Below are 15,826 nucleotides of genomic sequence, written 5' to 3'. Positions count from 1 at the left end.
TCAATTCCCCCAAGCGTCACGGAGCATGCGGCAGGTATGGCTGAATTCTACCACCATGGTGAGTTGTTGTCGGTAATGACCACCCAGCCTTTGGGCCGCGCTTTGGATTATCGCGCGCCCGAGGGCGGTTGCCATGCAGGGGCCTTTGTCGAGGTGCCGCTGGGGCCGCGCAAGGTGATGGGTGTGGTCTGGGGGCCGGGGGCCGGGGATTACGACATCAACAAGGTGCGCCATGTGATCCGGGTGCTCGACGCGCCGCCGATGCGCGAGGAGATGCGCGAGTTTTTGCTGCGGTCTGCTGCCTATACGCTCACGCCGCTGCCCGCCATGCTGCGGTTGGCGACCCGCGCGCCGGGCCTCGGCGATCCGCCGTCGATGCGCAAGATTTACCGCGCCGGCGATGGTATGCCGTCGCGCATGACCGATGCGCGGCAAAGGGTCATGGCGGTGCTGGAGGAATATGGCGATCTGGCCTTCACGCTGAAGGAGCTTTCTGAGATGGCCGGGGTGACGTCCTCGGTCGTGAAAGGGCTGGTCGACCAAGGCGCCGTGCGCGAGGAGGAAAGCCCCCGCGACCTGCCGTTCCGCCCGCTCGATCCCTCGCTGCCGGGCAAGGCGCTGACCGAGGATCAGGCCAAGGCGGCGGCAGTGCTGCGCGAGGGGATCAAGTCCGAGACCTACGGCACCACGCTTTTGCGCGGGGTCACCGGTTCGGGCAAGACGGAGGTCTATCTCGAAGCCGTGGCAGCTGCGGTGCAAGCGGGGCGGCAGGCGCTGGTGCTGCTGCCCGAGATCGCGCTGACCGAGCAGTTTTTGGAGCGTGTCGAAGAGCGTTTCGGCGCCAAGCCCGCCGAATGGCACTCGGGCGTGACCATGACCGAGCGGCGCCGCATCTGGCGCATGGTGGGGCAGGGCAATGCGCAACTGGTGATCGGCGCGCGCTCGGCCCTGTTTCTGCCGTTCCAGAACCTCGGGCTGATCGTCGTGGATGAGGAACATGACACCTCCTACAAGCAGGAGGACGGCGTGCTCTACAACGCGCGGGACATGGCGGTGCTGCGGGCCTCGATCTGCGGCGCGCAGGTGGTGCTTGCAAGCGCCACGCCGAGCCTCGAGACATGGGCCAATGCCGAGGCCGGGAAGTACCGGCGGCTGGAACTGACCTCGCGTTTCGGCCCGGCGGTGATGCCGCAGATGGGCGCGATCGACATGCGGCAGGCGGGGCTGCCGGGGGACAAGTGGATTTCGGGCGAGATGAAGCGCGAGGTCGATGCGCGACTGGCGCGCGGCGAACAGGCGATGCTCTTCATCAACCGACGCGGCTATGCGCCGGTGACGCTCTGCCGTGCCTGCGGCGAGCAGATCGGCTGCGACCAATGCGATGCGCGGATGGTCGAACACCGGTTCCTGAAACGCCTCGTCTGCCACCAATGCGGTGAGAGCAAGCCGATGCCCGAGGCCTGCCCCTCATGCGGGGTCGAAGGCAAGCTCGCGCCCGTGGGGCCGGGGGTGGAGCGTCTGGGCGAAGAAGCGGCAGGGCTCTGGCCCGAGGCCCGGATCGCGACGCTCAGCTCGGACATGTACGGCTCGGCCCGCGCGCTCAAGGCCGAGATCGCGGGCATCGCCGAGGGGGCGGCGGATATCATCATCGGCACGCAGCTGGTGGCCAAGGGGCATAACTTTCCCAAGCTGACGCTGGTGGGGGTGATCGACGCCGATCTTGGCCTCACCGGGTCGGACCTGCGCGCGGCGGAGCGGACCTTCCAACTGATGCGGCAGGTGGCGGGGCGTGCGGGCCGGGCCGAGGCGCCGGGCGCGGCCCTGTTGCAGACCTATCAGCCCGAGCACCCGGTGATCCGGGCGATCTTGGCGGGTGAGGAGGAGGCCTTTTGGGCCGCCGAGGCCGGGGAACGGCGGCAAGCCGGGGTGCCGCCCTATGGGCGCATGGCGGGGATCATCCTGAGCGGCAGCGACGCGGCGGCGGTGTTCGATCTGGGCAACCATCTGGCGCGGCATGACGGGCCTTTGCGTGCCATGGGGGCGCAGGTTTTCGGCCCTGCGCCCGCGCCGATCGCCCGGGTGCGCGGGCGGCATCGTGTGCGGCTGTTGGTGAAGGCGGATAAAGGCGTGGCGCTGCAGGAGGCGCTGGGCCGCTGGGTCGGCGGGCTGCGGCTCAAGGGGGATTTGCGTCTGGCGGTGGATATTGATCCGCAGAGTTTTTATTGAAGCTGGCTGCCAAGACGTTTGCACCTCGCGCACCAGCCCGGAATCAAGGGCGTATGCCCGCCGGGCAGCGCCAGACCGGCCCATGGTCTGGCGCTTTTGCTATCGGAGTGGCGGCTTGCGCATGTTTCATATGAGTTGCTGCCATAAAGTGCCCACCTGAAAGTTCGTGTGCGCCAGCCCCCGGTCTGGCACTGCCCGGCTCCTGAGCCGGATCGTCCTTTTCTCTCGCCATCCCCGGGCCTTGGGCGTAATGAATTGCCATGACCCGTTTTATCACCCTCGAAGAGGCCAAGCGCCTGCCGTTCTGGCGCCGTCCCGTGGCCCTGCTGTTCCTCATGGCGCTGGCCATGCCGATCGCCTTCAACACATGGTCGGCGTTGCTCAATAACTTCGTTATCGAGGTCGCCGATTTCGACGGGTCCGACATCGGACTGCTGCATACGGTGCGCGAGATCCCGGGCTTCTTCGCCATCGGTGTCATCGCCATCCTGCTCTTCATGCGCGAGCAGGTGCTGGGGCTGGTCTCGCTCGCGCTTCTGGGCGCGGCCACGGCGGTCACGGCCTATTTCCCCTCCATGGGCGGTATCCTGACGATCACCATGCTCAGCTCCATCGGGTTCCACTACTACGAGACGGTGAACCAGTCGCTGCAACTGCAATGGCTGAAGATTGAGGACGCCCCGCGCATGATCGGCTGGCTCATGGCCGCGGGCTCGCTGGCCACGTTGGTGGCCTATCTCGCGATCATGGCGCTGTGGGAGACGCTGAGCCTCAGCTACAGCATCGTCTATATGATCGGCGGGGGCGTTACCGTCGCCATCGCACTCACCGCCATGCTGGCCTATCCGCAGTTCGAGGCGCCCACGGTGCAGAACAAGAAAATGGTGCTGCGCCGCCGCTACTGGCTCTATTATGCGCTGCAATTCATGTCCGGCGCGCGGCGGCAGATCTTCGTGGTCTTCGCGGGCTTCATGATGGTCGAACGCTTCGGCTTTGAGGTGCATGAGATCACCATGCTCTACCTCATCAACCTTGTCGCCAATATGCTCTTTGCCCCGCTGATGGGCCGCGCCGTGGGCCATTTCGGCGAACGCCGGACCTTGGCGGTGGAATACATCGGGCTGATCTTGGTCTTTCTGGCCTATGGCGGGGTCTATTACCTCGGCTGGGGCGTGGTGATCGCGGCGGCGCTCTATGTCATCGACCATATGTTCTTTGCCCTCGCATTGGCGTTGAAGACCTATTTTCAGAAGATCGCGGACCCTGCGGATATCGCACCCACGGCGGCGGTGGCTTTCACCATCAACCATATCGCCGCGGTCTTCCTGCCGGTGCTCTTGGGGCTCTTGTGGCTGGCCTCGCCGGCGGCGGTGTTCTTCCTCGCGGCGGGCATGGCGGCTGTGTCGCTGATGCTGTCGCTGCTGATCCCGCGCCATCCCGCGCCGGGGCATGAGACGATCTTTCAAAGTGTCCTGCCGCAGGCCGCCGAATAAGGCGCAAAACCCAGCATGGCTTGACCCGGCGCGCGCGCGGCCCTAGGCGAAACGCAACCGCACCGCAGCAAAGGACCGCGCCATGCCCACTTTCACCGCCCTCACCACCCTCGAAGGCCGCGACCCCGCCTATGCTCTGGGCGAGGCGATGGAGCGGCTGACCCCTGAGCCCACCGGCGTGGGCGTTTTCGAGGTCGAGGACGGCTCGGGCCTGTGGGAAGTCGGCGGTTACTTCGAAGAAGCGCCCGATACCGCAGCACTTGCCGTGCTGGCCAAAGCCATGGGCGCCAAGGAGTTCACCGTCTCCGAACTGCCCGAGACCGACTGGGTCGCCCATGTCCGGCGCGAATTGGCGCCGGTGGAGGCGGGCCGCTTCTTCGTCTACGGCAGCCATGACGCAGACAAGGTGCCCGAAGACTGCGAGCCGCTGCTGATCGAGGCCGCCATGGCCTTCGGCACCGGGCACCACGGCACCACCTTGGGCTGCCTCAAGGCGCTCGACCGGCTGGCGAACGAGGGGTTCCACGGCCGCAACGTCGCCGACATCGGCTGCGGCACCGCGGTGCTGGCCATGGCCGCCGCGCGCATCTGGCCGGAAACCGTGCTGGCAAGCGACATCGACGAAGTCGCGGTGGAGGTGGCGCAGGCCAATGTCGACGCCAACGGGCTAACGGGCCGCGTGACCTGCGTGGAGGCCGCGGGTTTCGACCATCCCGCGTTGGCCGAAGCCGCGCCTTTCGATCTGGTCTTTGCCAATATCCTCAAAGGACCGCTGGTGGCGCTGGCCCCCGACATGGCGGCGGCGCTCCAACCCGGCGGCTATGCGATTCTCTCCGGCCTGCTGAACGAACAGGCGGAAGAGGTGATCGAGGTTTATGCGCGATCCGGCATCAATCTGACCCACCGCGAGAGTATTGGTGACTGGACGACACTAACGCTTCAAACGAAAGTATAATTCACGCCTCATTTTCGTTGCATTCGAGCCTTTTGCCGCTTTGTTGCCACATTTGGACTTTATTCAAATTGACAGCAAACGGTGGGGGCCGGATTGCTACGGAGGCTGTGATGGCTGAAGGACACGCTCAATTCGCGAAACGGATCGAACTTCTGGGGCGCAAGCATCGGAAGCTGGAACGAGGATATGTCACCCGCGTCGGACGCGATGGGTTGATCTCTGTCTTGCCGAAACGCGCCCGCCGGGGTTTCCCGATGACAGGGCTTTTCCTGATCGTTCTAGTGTTCTTCGGCTTCAAAGCCTTCACCCTCGCCGCGATCGGCCCGGTGACCTATAACGAACGCCTCTCACGCCTCGCCAATGGGTCGAACCTTGAGCAGATCGGCGCCAAGATGATGGCCATCGACCCGGTGACCCAGACATTGGCCGAGCTGACCGGCCCGATCATGCGGTAACGGGGCATCGCCTCTTGCGTAAAGAAAAAGCCGTAGCGGAGGCTCTCCGCTACGGCTTTTTCTAATTGGGCTGGTGATTATCCCGTAGGGTCAACGCACGAAGTGGCTCTGCGCCACAAAGTCGATGTCGCCCCGGATCAAGCCGATGTCTTGCAACTCGAGATCGGTCAGGTCCGACAGCGCCTTGCGGGTGGCGCGGCTGTCTTGCCAAGCCTCAACCGCAGCGAAGAAGGTGCCGAAAAAGCCAAGGATGCGTGTGACGGCCGAGGGGGAGCCGTAAGCGGTGCGGGTGGTGTCGAAAGCTGCCATGGGGCCGTCCTTTGTTTGATCTCAGGTTGCGTCGGTAGGGGGGCGGGATGACCTTCCTTACCGAACGGAATTTTCGGCAAGTATGCCCGAAATTCGCCCCGCGCAATCCCTCAAAAACGACAGTGAGGCTTGCGTTTTTTGCATGGGTCGAAAATAGGGTTAACCCACTCTCATTACGGGAAAAATTTACCGCCCGGCATGTCGGTTTTGAACCATGGAGAGGCGCAATTCGACACCGCGGTTCAAAAGCGACAGAGCGCCTGTCGCAAAGCGCCCGCCGCGCATCAGGGCTTTGCGATGTTCGCCTTTCGTGCTAGTGCACCAAAAAAGCAACAACTTTATCGAGGGGCAGAGATGATACGGGTGATCGGCATAGATCCGGGGCTGCGCAATCTGGGCTGGGGCGTGATCGATGTCTCGGGCAGCCGAATCGCCCATGTGGCCAATGGCATCTGTCACTCCGAAGGCGACGACCTTGGCGCGCGGCTCTTGTCCTTGCATGGGCAGCTTACGCGTGTGCTGACGGCATGGCGGCCCCAAGCGGCAGCGGTTGAGCAGACCTTCGTGAACAAGGATGGCGCCGGGACGCTGAAACTGGGGCAGGCGCGGGGCATCGCCATGCTGGTGCCCGCGCAGTTTGGTTTGACGGTGGGCGAATATGCCCCCAACAAGGTCAAGAAAACCGTGGTCGGCGTCGGCCATGCGGATAAGGGACAGGTGGCGCATATGGTCAAGATGCAGATGCCGGGGATCGAGATTTCGGGGCCGGATGCCGCCGATGCACTGGCCATCGCGATCTGCCACGCGCATCACGGCGGGGCGAGCACCTTGGCCCAAGCGGTGGCGAGGGCAAGCGCATGATCGGCAAGCTTTCGGGCCGCATCGACTACCGCGCCGCCGATCACGTGCTGATCGACGTGCGCGGGGTGGGTTACCTCGTCTATGTCTCCGACCGCACCATGGCAGCACTCCCGGGGGTGGGCGAGGCGGTGGCGCTTTATACCGACCTCGTGGTGCGCGAGGACCTGATGCAGCTCTTTGGCTTCCAGACGCTGGTGGAGAAGGAATGGCACCGGCTACTGACCTCGGTGCAGGGGGTGGGGGCCAAGGCCTCGCTCGCGATCCTCGGCACGCTGGGGCCGGATGGCGTGAGCCGCGCCATCGCGCTTGGTGACTGGAACGCGGTGAAGGCCGCGAAGGGCATCGGGCCCAAGATCGCCCAACGCGTGGTGCTTGACCTCAAGGACAAGGCGCCCGGCGTCATGGCGATGACCGGCACCGTGGCCGACGCCATGGGCGAGACTGAGGCCGCCGCCGACGAGGCGGTGATTGAAGCTGCCGCCCCGCGCCCCGCGCCGAAACCTGCCGCCCCCAATGCCTCTGCCCAGTCCGAGGCGCTTTCGGCGCTCGGTAACCTCGGCTATGCCCCGGGCGATGCGGCGGGCGCCGTGGCGCAGGCGACAGGCGAGACGCCCGAGGCCGATACCAAGGCGCTCATTCGCGCGGCGCTGAAGCTGCTGGCGCCGAAGGGGTGAGCACGAATGCGCGCGGCGGTTGGTGCGTGAACCTTCTGCTGGAAGAACCACGCACCCTACGGCATAACGAGGCCCTATGACCGACATCGACCCCACCGTGCGGCCCGACCCGCTGCCCGAAGACACCGACCGCGCGCTGCGGCCGCAGATGCTTGGCGAATTCGTCGGGCAGGCGGAGGCGCGGGCGAATCTGTCGGTCTTTATCCAATCCGCCCGCCAGCGGGGCGAGGCGATGGACCACACGCTGTTTCATGGCCCGCCCGGCTTGGGCAAGACGACGCTGGCGCAGATCATGGCGCGCGAGCTTGGCGTGGGCTTTCGCATGACCTCCGGCCCGGTGCTGGCCAAGGCCGGGGACCTCGCCGCGATCCTCACCAATCTCGAGGCGCGCGATGTGCTGTTTATTGACGAGATCCACCGGCTGAACGCCTCCGTCGAAGAGGTGCTCTACCCGGCGATGGAGGATTTCGAGCTCGATCTGGTGATCGGCGAAGGCCCCGCCGCGCGCACCGTGCGGATCGAATTGCAGCCCTTCACGCTCGTGGGCGCCACCACCCGCATGGGGCTTCTGACCACGCCGCTGCGCGACCGTTTCGGCATCCCGACGCGGCTGCAGTTCTACACCGAGGACGAGCTTTACATCATCGTCGACCGCAACGCCCGCAAGCTCGGCGCCCCGGCGGACGAAGGCGGCGCGCGCGAGATTGCCAAACGCGCCCGCGGCACGCCGCGCATCGCCGGGCGGCTGTTGCGCCGGGTGGTGGATTTCGCCGTGGTGGAGGGCGACGGTCGCGTGACGCGCGAGTTGGCTGATATGGCGCTGACGCGGCTCGGTGTCGATCACCTCGGCCTCGACGGGGCGGACCGGCGCTACCTGCGCCTGATGGCTGAGAATTATCAGGGCGGCCCGGTGGGGATCGAAACGCTCTCGGCCGCGCTTTCGGAAAGCCGCGATGCGCTGGAGGAGGTCATTGAGCCGTTCCTGTTGCAGCAAGGCCTGATCCAGCGTACCCCGCGCGGCAGGATGTTGGCCGCCAAGGCGTGGAGCCATCTCGGGCTTGCCGCGCCCCGAGGGCAGAGCGACCTTTTCGGCTGACGTTTCGGAGCGAAGGTAGACCAGATGACGATGACCGCAGAGCAGATCGAGACCCTTTTCACCCGCCGCGACGGGCAGTTCGCCTTTGCCCGCTGGGGCCGCCCCATCGCCCCCGTGGCCTTTGGGATCGAGGAAGAGGCGCTGCCGGTGGTGAAAGGCGCGCTCGAAGCGGTGGCCAAGCTTGCCGGTCACGACATGGCCGAAACCGACCCGGAGTTAGGCAGCAATCTGATGATGTTCTTCTTCGCCGATTGGGCGGAACTGCTCGATGTGCCGGGGATGGAGGGTCTGGTGCCGGACCTCGCCGCGCAGGTCGAGCGGCTGCAGGCCGCCGGGGCGAACCAATACCGTTTCTTCCGTTTCGACGAGAACGGCGCGATCAAGGCGGCTTTCGTCTTCCTGCGCATGGACGAGAGCCTGCAAGACATGTCCGCGCAGGTGCTGGCGCTTAGCCAAGCGGTGCAGGTCATCCTCTTGTGGTCCGAGGATGCCTTTCAGGAGCAATCCCCGCTGGCGATGGCCGATGACGCGCTGGTGCTGCGCCCCGAGGTCGCGGATGTGATCCGCGCCGCCTATGACCCGGTGATGCCCCCCGCCGCCAATGATGCCAGCCACGCGCTGCGCCTTGCCGCACGGGTGCAGGTGGCGTCATGAGCCATAGCTTCCCGGTCCGCATCTTCTATGAAGATACCGATATGGCGGGTGTCGTCTATTACGCCAACTACCTGCGCTATATCGAACGGGCCCGGTCGGATATTGTCGAACAGATCGGCCTTGATCAACGCGCCATGCGCGACGAGGGGCTGGTCTTTGTCGTGACGCGGGTGGAGGCGGATTACCTCGGCGCCGCGCGCTTTGGCGATCGGCTGGAGGTGCAGACGACCCATCAGGCCAAAGGGCCGGTGCGTTGGGTGTTCGACCAAGACGTGCTGCGCGATGGCAAGGTCATCTTTCGTGCCAAAGTTACCGCCGTTTGCATGACAACGGGCGGAAAACCCACGCGGCTGCCAGCGAAACTCCGCCTGTCGGAGGGCGATCCGGCGCGATGATACCATAATTCTGGCAATCTAGGTTGCAGTCCGTTAGCTTTGCTCCAAATTGAGGTCGGAAAATAGGGCCCAGAGATAGAACCCAGAGGCAGAATGCCCCGACGGGGCGGCAGTAAAAGAGCATAGTTAAATGGAAGCAGAGACGCTGGCATTGGCACAGGGGATCGATTTCTCCCTGTGGGGTCTGTTCGCGAAGGCGACGGTCACGGTCAAACTTGTAATGATCATGCTGATCGGGGCCTCTTTCTGGTCTTGGTCGATCATCATTCAGAAAACCATCCAATACCGCAAAGCCCGTGCCGAGGCGGCGCAATTCGATCGGGCCTTCTGGTCGGGTGAGCCTTTGGACGGTCTCTTTGACACCATCGGCGCGGACCCCGATGGGCCATCGGAGAAGATCTTTGCCGCCGGCATGTCGGAATGGCGCCGCTCGCACCGCGAGGATGGCGCGCTGATCCCCGGTGCAACCGCACGCATCGACCGGTCGATGGACGTGGCGATCGCGAAAGAAGCGGAGCGCCTGCAAAAGGGCCTGCCGGTACTGGCGACCGTGGGCTCCACCGCGCCGTTCGTTGGCCTCTTCGGCACCGTCTTCGGCATCATGAACTCCTTCATCGAGATCGCGGCCCAGCAGAACACCAACCTCGCCGTCGTGGCCCCGGGCATCGCCGAGGCGCTTCTGGCGACCGGCATCGGCCTTCTCGCCGCGATCCCGGCGGTGGTCTTCTACAACAAGCTGAGCGCCGACAGTGACCGGATCTTGGGCACCTACGAGGCCTTCTCGGACGAATTCGCCACCATCCTCAGCCGCCAGTTGGACAGCTAAGCCATGGGTGCGGGTGTCATGAAAAAGCAAGGCGGCAAGGGGCGGCGGCGTGGCCGCGCCCAGCCGATGGCCGAGATCAACGTCACGCCCTTCGTGGACGTGATGCTGGTGCTGCTGATCATCTTCATGGTCGCGGCCCCGCTTTTAACCGTGGGCGTTCCGGTGGAGCTGCCCAAGACCGCCGCCACGGCCCTGCCGGCCGAGCAGGAAGAGCCGCTGACCGTCACGGTCACCGCCCAAGGCGCGGTGCAGATCCAGACCACCGACACGCCGCGCGACCAGCTGGTGACCAAGCTGCGCGCCATCGCGGCTGAACGGGCCAGCGACCGGGTCTTTTTGCGCGCCGATGGCGCGGTGCCCTATGCGCAGGTCATGGAGGTCATGGGCGCGCTCAACGCGGGCGGATTTTCCAACATCGGTCTGGTGACCGACATCGGCGGCCCGGCGATGGACGGCAGCGACACGTCGGGTGGCTGAGCGGTGCATACCGGGCATTACATATCAGGTGCCGGGCATCTGGGTCTTATCGGCTGGCTTCTGCTCGGGAACATTTTCACCTCCGAGCCGGACCCGGTTGAGATGACCGAGGTCTCGGTGATCTCGGCGGCGGAATATGACGCGCTCGTCTCGGCCCAGCAGCCGCCCGCCTCGACCACCGAGGTGGCCCAGCCCGCATTGCCCGCGCCGAGCGAGGAGGCGCCCGAGGTCACCGCCGAGCCGGATGCCGAGATCGAACAGCCCGAGCCGGTGCAGACCGAAACCCCGCCCGAGGACACACCGCCTGAGGTGACCGAGCTGGAACTGCCGCCGCAGACTGAAGTGGACGACAGCGCCCCCGAACTGAACGAGCCCATCGGCGACACCGCCGTTCTGGTGCCCGAGATCGCCCCCGAGGCCCGCCCCCGCGAGGCCCCGCGCGTGGCGCCCGAGCCTGTGGCCCCGCCCGAGCCCGAAGCGCGCCCCGACCTTGATGAACAGCCCGCCGTCGCGCCCGAACCCGAGGCCGAGCCGGAAGTCGTCGTCGAAGAAGAGCCGCAAGAGGCGCAGACGCCCGAGGACAGCACGACCGAAATCGTGACCGAGGCCGATCAGGCCCCGGCGGCCTCGGCCCGCCCGCCCGGTCGCCGTCCGGCCCCGCCGCCGCCCGTCGAGGTGGCCGAGGCCCCGGAGGAACCCGAGGAGGAAGCCGCCCCCGAACCGACGCCGGCGCCCGCCGAGGAACCTGCGCAGGACACGACCGAAGACGCCATCGCCGATGCGCTGAGCGAAGTCCTCGGCCAGCCGGAGGCCGAGGCCCCGGTGCCGAGCGGCCCGCCGCTGTCGTCGGGCGAGCGCGAGAGCCTGCGCGTCGCGGTCTCGGCCTGCTGGAACATCGGCGCATTGTCGACCGAAGCGGCGCGGACCACGGTGATCGTGGGGCTGCAGATGAATCAGGACGGCACGCCGGTGATCGGGTCGATCCGGATGCTCAGCGCCTCGGGCGGTGGCGATGCCGCAGCAAGGCAGGCCTTCGAGGCGGCCAAACGTGCAATCATCCGCTGCGGCAGCCGCGGCTACGACCTGCCACAAGAAAAATACAGCCAGTGGCAAGACATCGAGATGACATTCGATCCAATGAGGAGCCGATAACATGCTGACGAGACTTCTGGGACTTCTGGCACTGGGGGCCGCGACCGTCTTCGCGGCGGCCCCGGACACCGCGCGCGCCGAGCCGTTGCGCATCGTGATCGACGACCCGACCATCGAACCCTTGCCCTTTGCCGTCCCCAGCTTTCAGCCCGAAAGCGGTGAGGCGGGGCAATTGGCCGTCGACATCGCCCGCGTCGTCTCGGACGATCTGACTGGCACTGGCCTGTTCCGCGAGATTCCGGCCAGCGCCTATATCTCCACCGTGAGCGACTTCAACGCGCCGGTCGAATATGCCGACTGGAAGGCGATCAACGCGCAGGCGCTGATCACCGGGGCTGTCAATGTCACCGGCAATAGCGTGAACGTGAAGTTCCGCGTCTATGACGTCTTCTCGGGTGAGGAGTTGCTGGATGCCAGCGGGCAGGGCGGTCTGCAATTCAGCGGCACCGTCGACGGCTGGCGGCGCATGGCGCATAAGGTGGCCGATGCGGTTTACAGCCGGATCACCGGCGAGGGTGGCTATTTCGACAGCCGCGTGGTTTTCGTCTCTGAGACCGGGCCGAAGGACAATCGCCAGAAACGTCTGGCCGTGATGGACTATGACGGGGCGAACCTGAAATACCTTACCGAATCCGGCTCCATCGTGCTGGCGCCGCGTTTCTCGCCCAGCGGGGACCGTGTGCTTTACACCAGCTATGAAAGTGGCTTCCCGCGCATCTATGTCTTGGATATCGGCACCGTCCAACGCCGCGCGCTGCAAAGCGCGGAAGGCTCCATGGCTTTCGCGCCGCGGTTCTCGCCCAGCGGTCAGACGGTGGTCTATTCGTTGAGCCAAGGCGGCAACACGGATATCTATTCGATGGACATCAACAGCGGCCAGTCGGTGCGCCTGACCAACACCCCTGCGATTGAGACGGCGCCGAGCTTCTCGCCCGATGGCAGCAAGATCGTTTTTGAGAGTGACCGTTCCGGCAGCCCGCAGCTTTACGTCATGCCCGCCACCGGCGGAGAGGCGACGCGGATTTCCTTTGGCGAGGGGCGTTACGGCACGCCGGTCTGGTCGCCGCGCGGGGATCTGGTGGCCTTTACCAAGCAGAACAAGGGCCGCTTCCACATCGGTGTCATGCGGTTGGATGGCTCGGAAGAGCGTCTGCTGACCGCCTCTTTCCTTGATGAAGGTCCGACTTGGGCCCCCAATGGGCGGGTGATCATGTTTGCGCGCGAAACCCAAGGGGCGGGCGGATCCTCCTCGCTCTATTCCGTCGATATTTCGGGGCGCAACCTCAAGCCTGTGCGCACGCCCGAAGGCGGCTCTGACCCCTCGTGGTCACCGCTGCAAGACTAAGGTTTCCCCATGCCACCACCCACGGGTGCGGGCAATTCCAATGATCCCGCGCCTGTGTTAATACCAGCAACGATAACGCCACCACATAGAAGGCAGACCCCATGAAACGCATTCTGACCAGCACGCTTTTGATTTCCGCATTGGCCGTGTCGGCCTGTACCAACCCTGACCGCTTTGGTGCCGATGGCATGGGCGGGGCAAATGCAGGGGCCGGGGTCAACGCCGGCGTGGTGCCGGGCAGCGCGAATGACCCGACCTCCACCGCCTATTTCCAGCAGGCCGTGGGCGACCGGGTGCTGTTCCTTGTAGACCAATCCACTCTGACCGACGAAGGTCGCGCCACGCTTGACGGGCAGGTCGCATGGCTCCAGGCCAATTCCGACTACCAAGCCGTGATCGAAGGCCATGCCGATGAGCAGGGCACCCGCGAATACAACATCGCCCTTGGGGGTCGCCGCGCCAACGCGGTGCGTGAATATATGATCTCGCGCGGGATCGCGGCCTCGCGGCTCAAGACCATCAGCTATGGCAAGGAACGCCCGATCGAGATCTGCTCGGCCGAGGCTTGCTATGCCAAGAACCGCCGCGCGGTGACCGTGCTGGCTGGCGGCGCGCTGACCAGCTGACCGCGGCAACTGCCCAAGCAATGACCAATCCAAGGAGGCCGATGTGCTGAAGCGATATATCTTCGTGGCCGCGATGGGGCTGATGACCGCCCCCGCCGCGCTTATGGCGCAGGACAACGATCAAACGCTGGCGGACATTCGCCAGCAGCTGACCGTGCTCAACGTCGAGGTGCAAAAGCTGCGCCGCGAATTGTCGACCACCGGCGGCGCCTCGGTCGAGACCGGCGGCAATTCGGTGTTGGAGCGGGTCAGCACCATGGAGAGCGAGTTGCAGCGCCTCACCTCCAAGACCGAGGAGATGGAGAACCGGATCAACCGGATCGTCGCCGATGGCACCAACCGGATCGGGGATCTGGAATACCGTCTGGTCGAGCTTGAAGGCGGCGATCTGGGCGCTTTGGGTGAGACTTCGACCCTCGGCGGAGGGGAGGCGCCTGCCGTGGCGGCCCCCGCTCCCGAGGCAGATCGCGAGGTTGTCGAAGTGACCCCCGGCAGCGGTGGCGCAGGTACATCTGGCGGCATCATCACTCCGATCAACGAAGCAGAGCTGGCGGTCAGCGAGAAGGCCGATTTCGAGCGGGCGCAGGAGGCGCTCGCATCGGGTGACTTTCGCAGCGCCGCCGATCTCTTTGCGTCCTTCAATACGACCTACCCCGGCGGTCCGCTAGCCGCCGAGGCCGAGATGCGCCGGGGCGAAGCCCTGACCGGTCTGGGCGACAACCGCGAAGCGGCGCGCGCCTATCTTGCGGCCTTCAGCACCGATCCCGAAGGGCCGGTGGCCCCGCGGTCGCTCTTCGCGCTGGGCCGCGCTCTTGGCGTGTTGGAACAGACCCAAGAAGCCTGCGTGACCCTTTCGGAAGTCGCCGTGCGCTTTCCGAACGCCCCGCAGGTCAGCCAAGCCGAGGCGCAGCGCCAGACGCTGGGTTGTTCCTGACCGCAGATGACTGCACCCGCCGCAACGGCTGATGCAGGGCTGACCGAGGGGTTGCTTTCTGGCTTGGGCGGCGCGCTGCCGCCCCGCCTTGGCGTCGCCGTCTCGGGCGGGGGCGATTCCATGGCCCTGCTGTCGCTCCTGCATGGGCTGGCGACGGCGAAGGGCAGCCATCTCGAGACCGTGACCGTCGACCATGGGCTGCGCCCGGAAGCGGCGGAAGAGGCCGCCATGGTCGCGCGCCATGCCGCCCGACTGGGGTTGGCCCATGAAACACTGCACTGGCGCGATTGGGACGGGCAGGGGAATCTTCAAAACGCCGCGCGTGAGGCGCGCTATCGCCTGATGGCCGATTGGGCCGCGCGGCGCGGGCTTCCCGTCGTGGCCCTTGGCCATACGGCGGACGATCAAGCCGAGACGGTGCTGATGCGCTTGGCGCGCCGGTCGGGGGTCGATGGGCTTGCGGCCATGGCGCCGCGCAGCGAAAGATTTGGTGTCACATGGCTGCGCCCGCTGCTTTTCGCCCGGCGCGCGGCCCTGCGCGATCATCTGCGGCGGGCGGGGCTGCACTGGGTCGAAGACCCCAGCAATGATGACCCGCGCTATGCCCGGATCAAAACCCGCCAAAGCCTTGATGCCCTCGCGCCGCTTGGCATCGATGTAGAGACTTTGGCCGAGGTCGCGCGCAACATGGCCACCGCCCGGGCGGCGTTGGACGCCCAAACCGACCGCGCCGCGGGCGATATCCTGCGTATGGAGGCGGGCGCGCAGGTGATGCAGGCCGATGCCTTTTTCGCCGAGCCGGAAGAGATCCGCCGCCGCCTGATGCTTTGCGCGCTCGGGCAGATCAACGGCGGCGCTTACCCCCCGCGCCGCGGCCCCGTGGCCGCTTTGATCGCGGGGCTAGCGGAAGGGCAGGCGGCCACGCTGGCGGGGTGTCAGGCACTGCTCCGGCGCGGTGAAATCTGGATCTTTCGCGAGTATAACGCGGTGCGCGATCTGCGCGTGCCTGCGGATCAGCTTTGGGACGGACGCTGGCGTGCGATCCCCCCCGAAGGGCTGCCGCCCGAGGCCGAATTGCGCGCGCTTGGCCCAGAGGGGCTGGCCCAATGCCCCGATTGGCGCAGCCTTGGGCGACCCCGTGCTGCCTTGCTGTCGACCCCGGCCATCTGGCAGGGCCCGCGGCTGCTTGCCGCGCCCCTTGCCGGGCTGGACCAGAAATGGCATGTCCGGCGCGAAAGCGGCGCGGAATGGAACAAAACCGCGCCATTATCGCATTGAACATGAGCGCATCATGTCTATCTTAGTATGGTGGTTGCCCGAACGGGCGCCCCTTGGGTTGCGGGACTTG

The 15,826-nt window shown here is 65.7% G+C and carries 17 protein-coding genes; 16 read left to right on the top strand and 1 reads right to left on the bottom strand.

Features of this window, described 5'->3' with window-relative positions:
• Window positions 1-36: 36 nt before the first annotated feature.
• The 4 genes from ACGYK2_RS06955 (at window position 37) to ACGYK2_RS06940 (ending at window position 5,129) form a co-directional block, all read left to right on the top strand.
• Window positions 37-2,226 carry a primosomal protein N' gene (locus tag ACGYK2_RS06955; RefSeq protein WP_271688068.1) on the top strand — a complete coding sequence of 730 codons (2,190 nt, stop codon included), beginning with the start codon at window positions 37-39 and terminating at the stop codon, window positions 2,224-2,226.
• Window positions 2,227-2,486: 260 nt separating this feature from the next.
• Entirely contained in the window at window positions 2,487-3,719 is a 1,233-nt protein-coding gene (locus ACGYK2_RS06950) for an MFS transporter (RefSeq protein ID WP_271688067.1), read from the top strand.
• Between the two features lie 82 nt (window positions 3,720-3,801).
• Window positions 3,802-4,674: a 50S ribosomal protein L11 methyltransferase gene (locus tag ACGYK2_RS06945; RefSeq protein WP_271688066.1), complete on the top strand. Its 873-nt coding sequence runs from the start codon at window positions 3,802-3,804 to the stop codon at window positions 4,672-4,674.
• Between the two features lie 110 nt (window positions 4,675-4,784).
• Window positions 4,785-5,129 (top strand): hypothetical protein, encoded by a 345-nt coding sequence (locus ACGYK2_RS06940; RefSeq protein ID WP_271688065.1) that lies wholly within the window; start codon window positions 4,785-4,787, stop codon window positions 5,127-5,129.
• A gap of 90 nt (window positions 5,130-5,219) precedes the next feature.
• On the opposite strand, the gene ACGYK2_RS06935 is transcribed toward ACGYK2_RS06940, so the two are convergent.
• Window positions 5,220-5,438, bottom strand: a complete 219-nt coding sequence (locus ACGYK2_RS06935; RefSeq protein ID WP_271688064.1) for a DUF1127 domain-containing protein — start codon at window positions 5,436-5,438, stop codon at window positions 5,220-5,222.
• A gap of 354 nt (window positions 5,439-5,792) precedes the next feature.
• Here ACGYK2_RS06935 and ruvC point away from each other — a divergent pair, with 354 nt between their 5' ends.
• The 12 genes from ruvC to tilS all read left to right on the top strand — a co-directional run bounded on the left by ruvC (window position 5,793) and on the right by tilS (window position 15,756).
• Window positions 5,793-6,299 (top strand): crossover junction endodeoxyribonuclease RuvC, encoded by a 507-nt coding sequence (gene ruvC / locus ACGYK2_RS06930; RefSeq protein ID WP_271688063.1) that lies wholly within the window; start codon window positions 5,793-5,795, stop codon window positions 6,297-6,299.
• Complete coding sequence (gene ruvA / locus ACGYK2_RS06925; RefSeq protein WP_271688062.1) at window positions 6,296-6,973, top strand: Holliday junction branch migration protein RuvA; 678 nt, start codon at window positions 6,296-6,298, stop codon at window positions 6,971-6,973. Before ruvC ends, ruvA begins: the two co-directional genes overlap by 4 nt.
• A gap of 76 nt (window positions 6,974-7,049) precedes the next feature.
• On the top strand, window positions 7,050-8,069 hold the full coding sequence (ruvB, locus tag ACGYK2_RS06920; protein ID WP_067263549.1) for a Holliday junction branch migration DNA helicase RuvB: 1,020 nt from the start codon (window positions 7,050-7,052) through the stop codon (window positions 8,067-8,069).
• Between the two features lie 30 nt (window positions 8,070-8,099).
• Complete coding sequence (locus tag ACGYK2_RS06915; RefSeq protein ID WP_271689990.1) at window positions 8,100-8,723, top strand: hypothetical protein; 624 nt, start codon at window positions 8,100-8,102, stop codon at window positions 8,721-8,723.
• Window positions 8,720-9,118, top strand: a complete 399-nt coding sequence (locus ACGYK2_RS06910; protein WP_271688061.1) for a YbgC/FadM family acyl-CoA thioesterase — start codon at window positions 8,720-8,722, stop codon at window positions 9,116-9,118. Before ACGYK2_RS06915 ends, ACGYK2_RS06910 begins: the two co-directional genes overlap by 4 nt.
• Window positions 9,119-9,248: 130 nt before the next feature.
• Complete coding sequence (gene tolQ, locus ACGYK2_RS06905) at window positions 9,249-9,944, top strand: protein TolQ (protein WP_271688060.1); 696 nt, start codon at window positions 9,249-9,251, stop codon at window positions 9,942-9,944.
• Between the two features lie 3 nt (window positions 9,945-9,947).
• On the top strand, window positions 9,948-10,421 hold the full coding sequence (tolR, locus tag ACGYK2_RS06900; RefSeq protein WP_209218187.1) for a protein TolR: 474 nt from the start codon (window positions 9,948-9,950) through the stop codon (window positions 10,419-10,421).
• Window positions 10,422-10,424: 3 nt separating this feature from the next.
• Window positions 10,425-11,573 (top strand): energy transducer TonB, encoded by a 1,149-nt coding sequence (locus ACGYK2_RS06895; protein WP_271688058.1) that lies wholly within the window; start codon window positions 10,425-10,427, stop codon window positions 11,571-11,573.
• A 1-nt stretch (window position 11,574) separates the two neighbouring features.
• On the top strand, window positions 11,575-12,918 hold the full coding sequence (gene tolB / locus ACGYK2_RS06890) for a Tol-Pal system beta propeller repeat protein TolB (RefSeq protein WP_271688056.1): 1,344 nt from the start codon (window positions 11,575-11,577) through the stop codon (window positions 12,916-12,918).
• A 101-nt stretch (window positions 12,919-13,019) separates the two neighbouring features.
• Window positions 13,020-13,544, top strand: coding sequence for a peptidoglycan-associated lipoprotein Pal (gene pal, locus ACGYK2_RS06885; RefSeq protein ID WP_067262930.1), 525 nt, complete (start codon window positions 13,020-13,022; stop codon window positions 13,542-13,544).
• 73 nt (window positions 13,545-13,617) lie between these two features.
• A complete protein-coding gene (gene ybgF, locus ACGYK2_RS06880) occupies window positions 13,618-14,478 on the top strand; it encodes a tol-pal system protein YbgF (RefSeq protein WP_394374279.1) in 861 nt (286 codons plus the stop codon).
• Between the two features lie 6 nt (window positions 14,479-14,484).
• On the top strand, window positions 14,485-15,756 hold the full coding sequence (gene tilS / locus ACGYK2_RS06875) for a tRNA lysidine(34) synthetase TilS (RefSeq protein WP_271688053.1): 1,272 nt from the start codon (window positions 14,485-14,487) through the stop codon (window positions 15,754-15,756).
• Window positions 15,757-15,826: the final 70 nt, after the last annotated feature.

It is taken from the genome of Sulfitobacter sp. 1A10359, assembly GCF_043558145.1.
In the GTDB taxonomy this organism is placed as follows: domain Bacteria; phylum Pseudomonadota; class Alphaproteobacteria; order Rhodobacterales; family Rhodobacteraceae; genus Sulfitobacter; species Sulfitobacter faviae.
The sequence above is the reverse complement of the archived record's forward strand: the minus strand, read 5'-3'. Positions and strand labels throughout refer to the sequence as shown.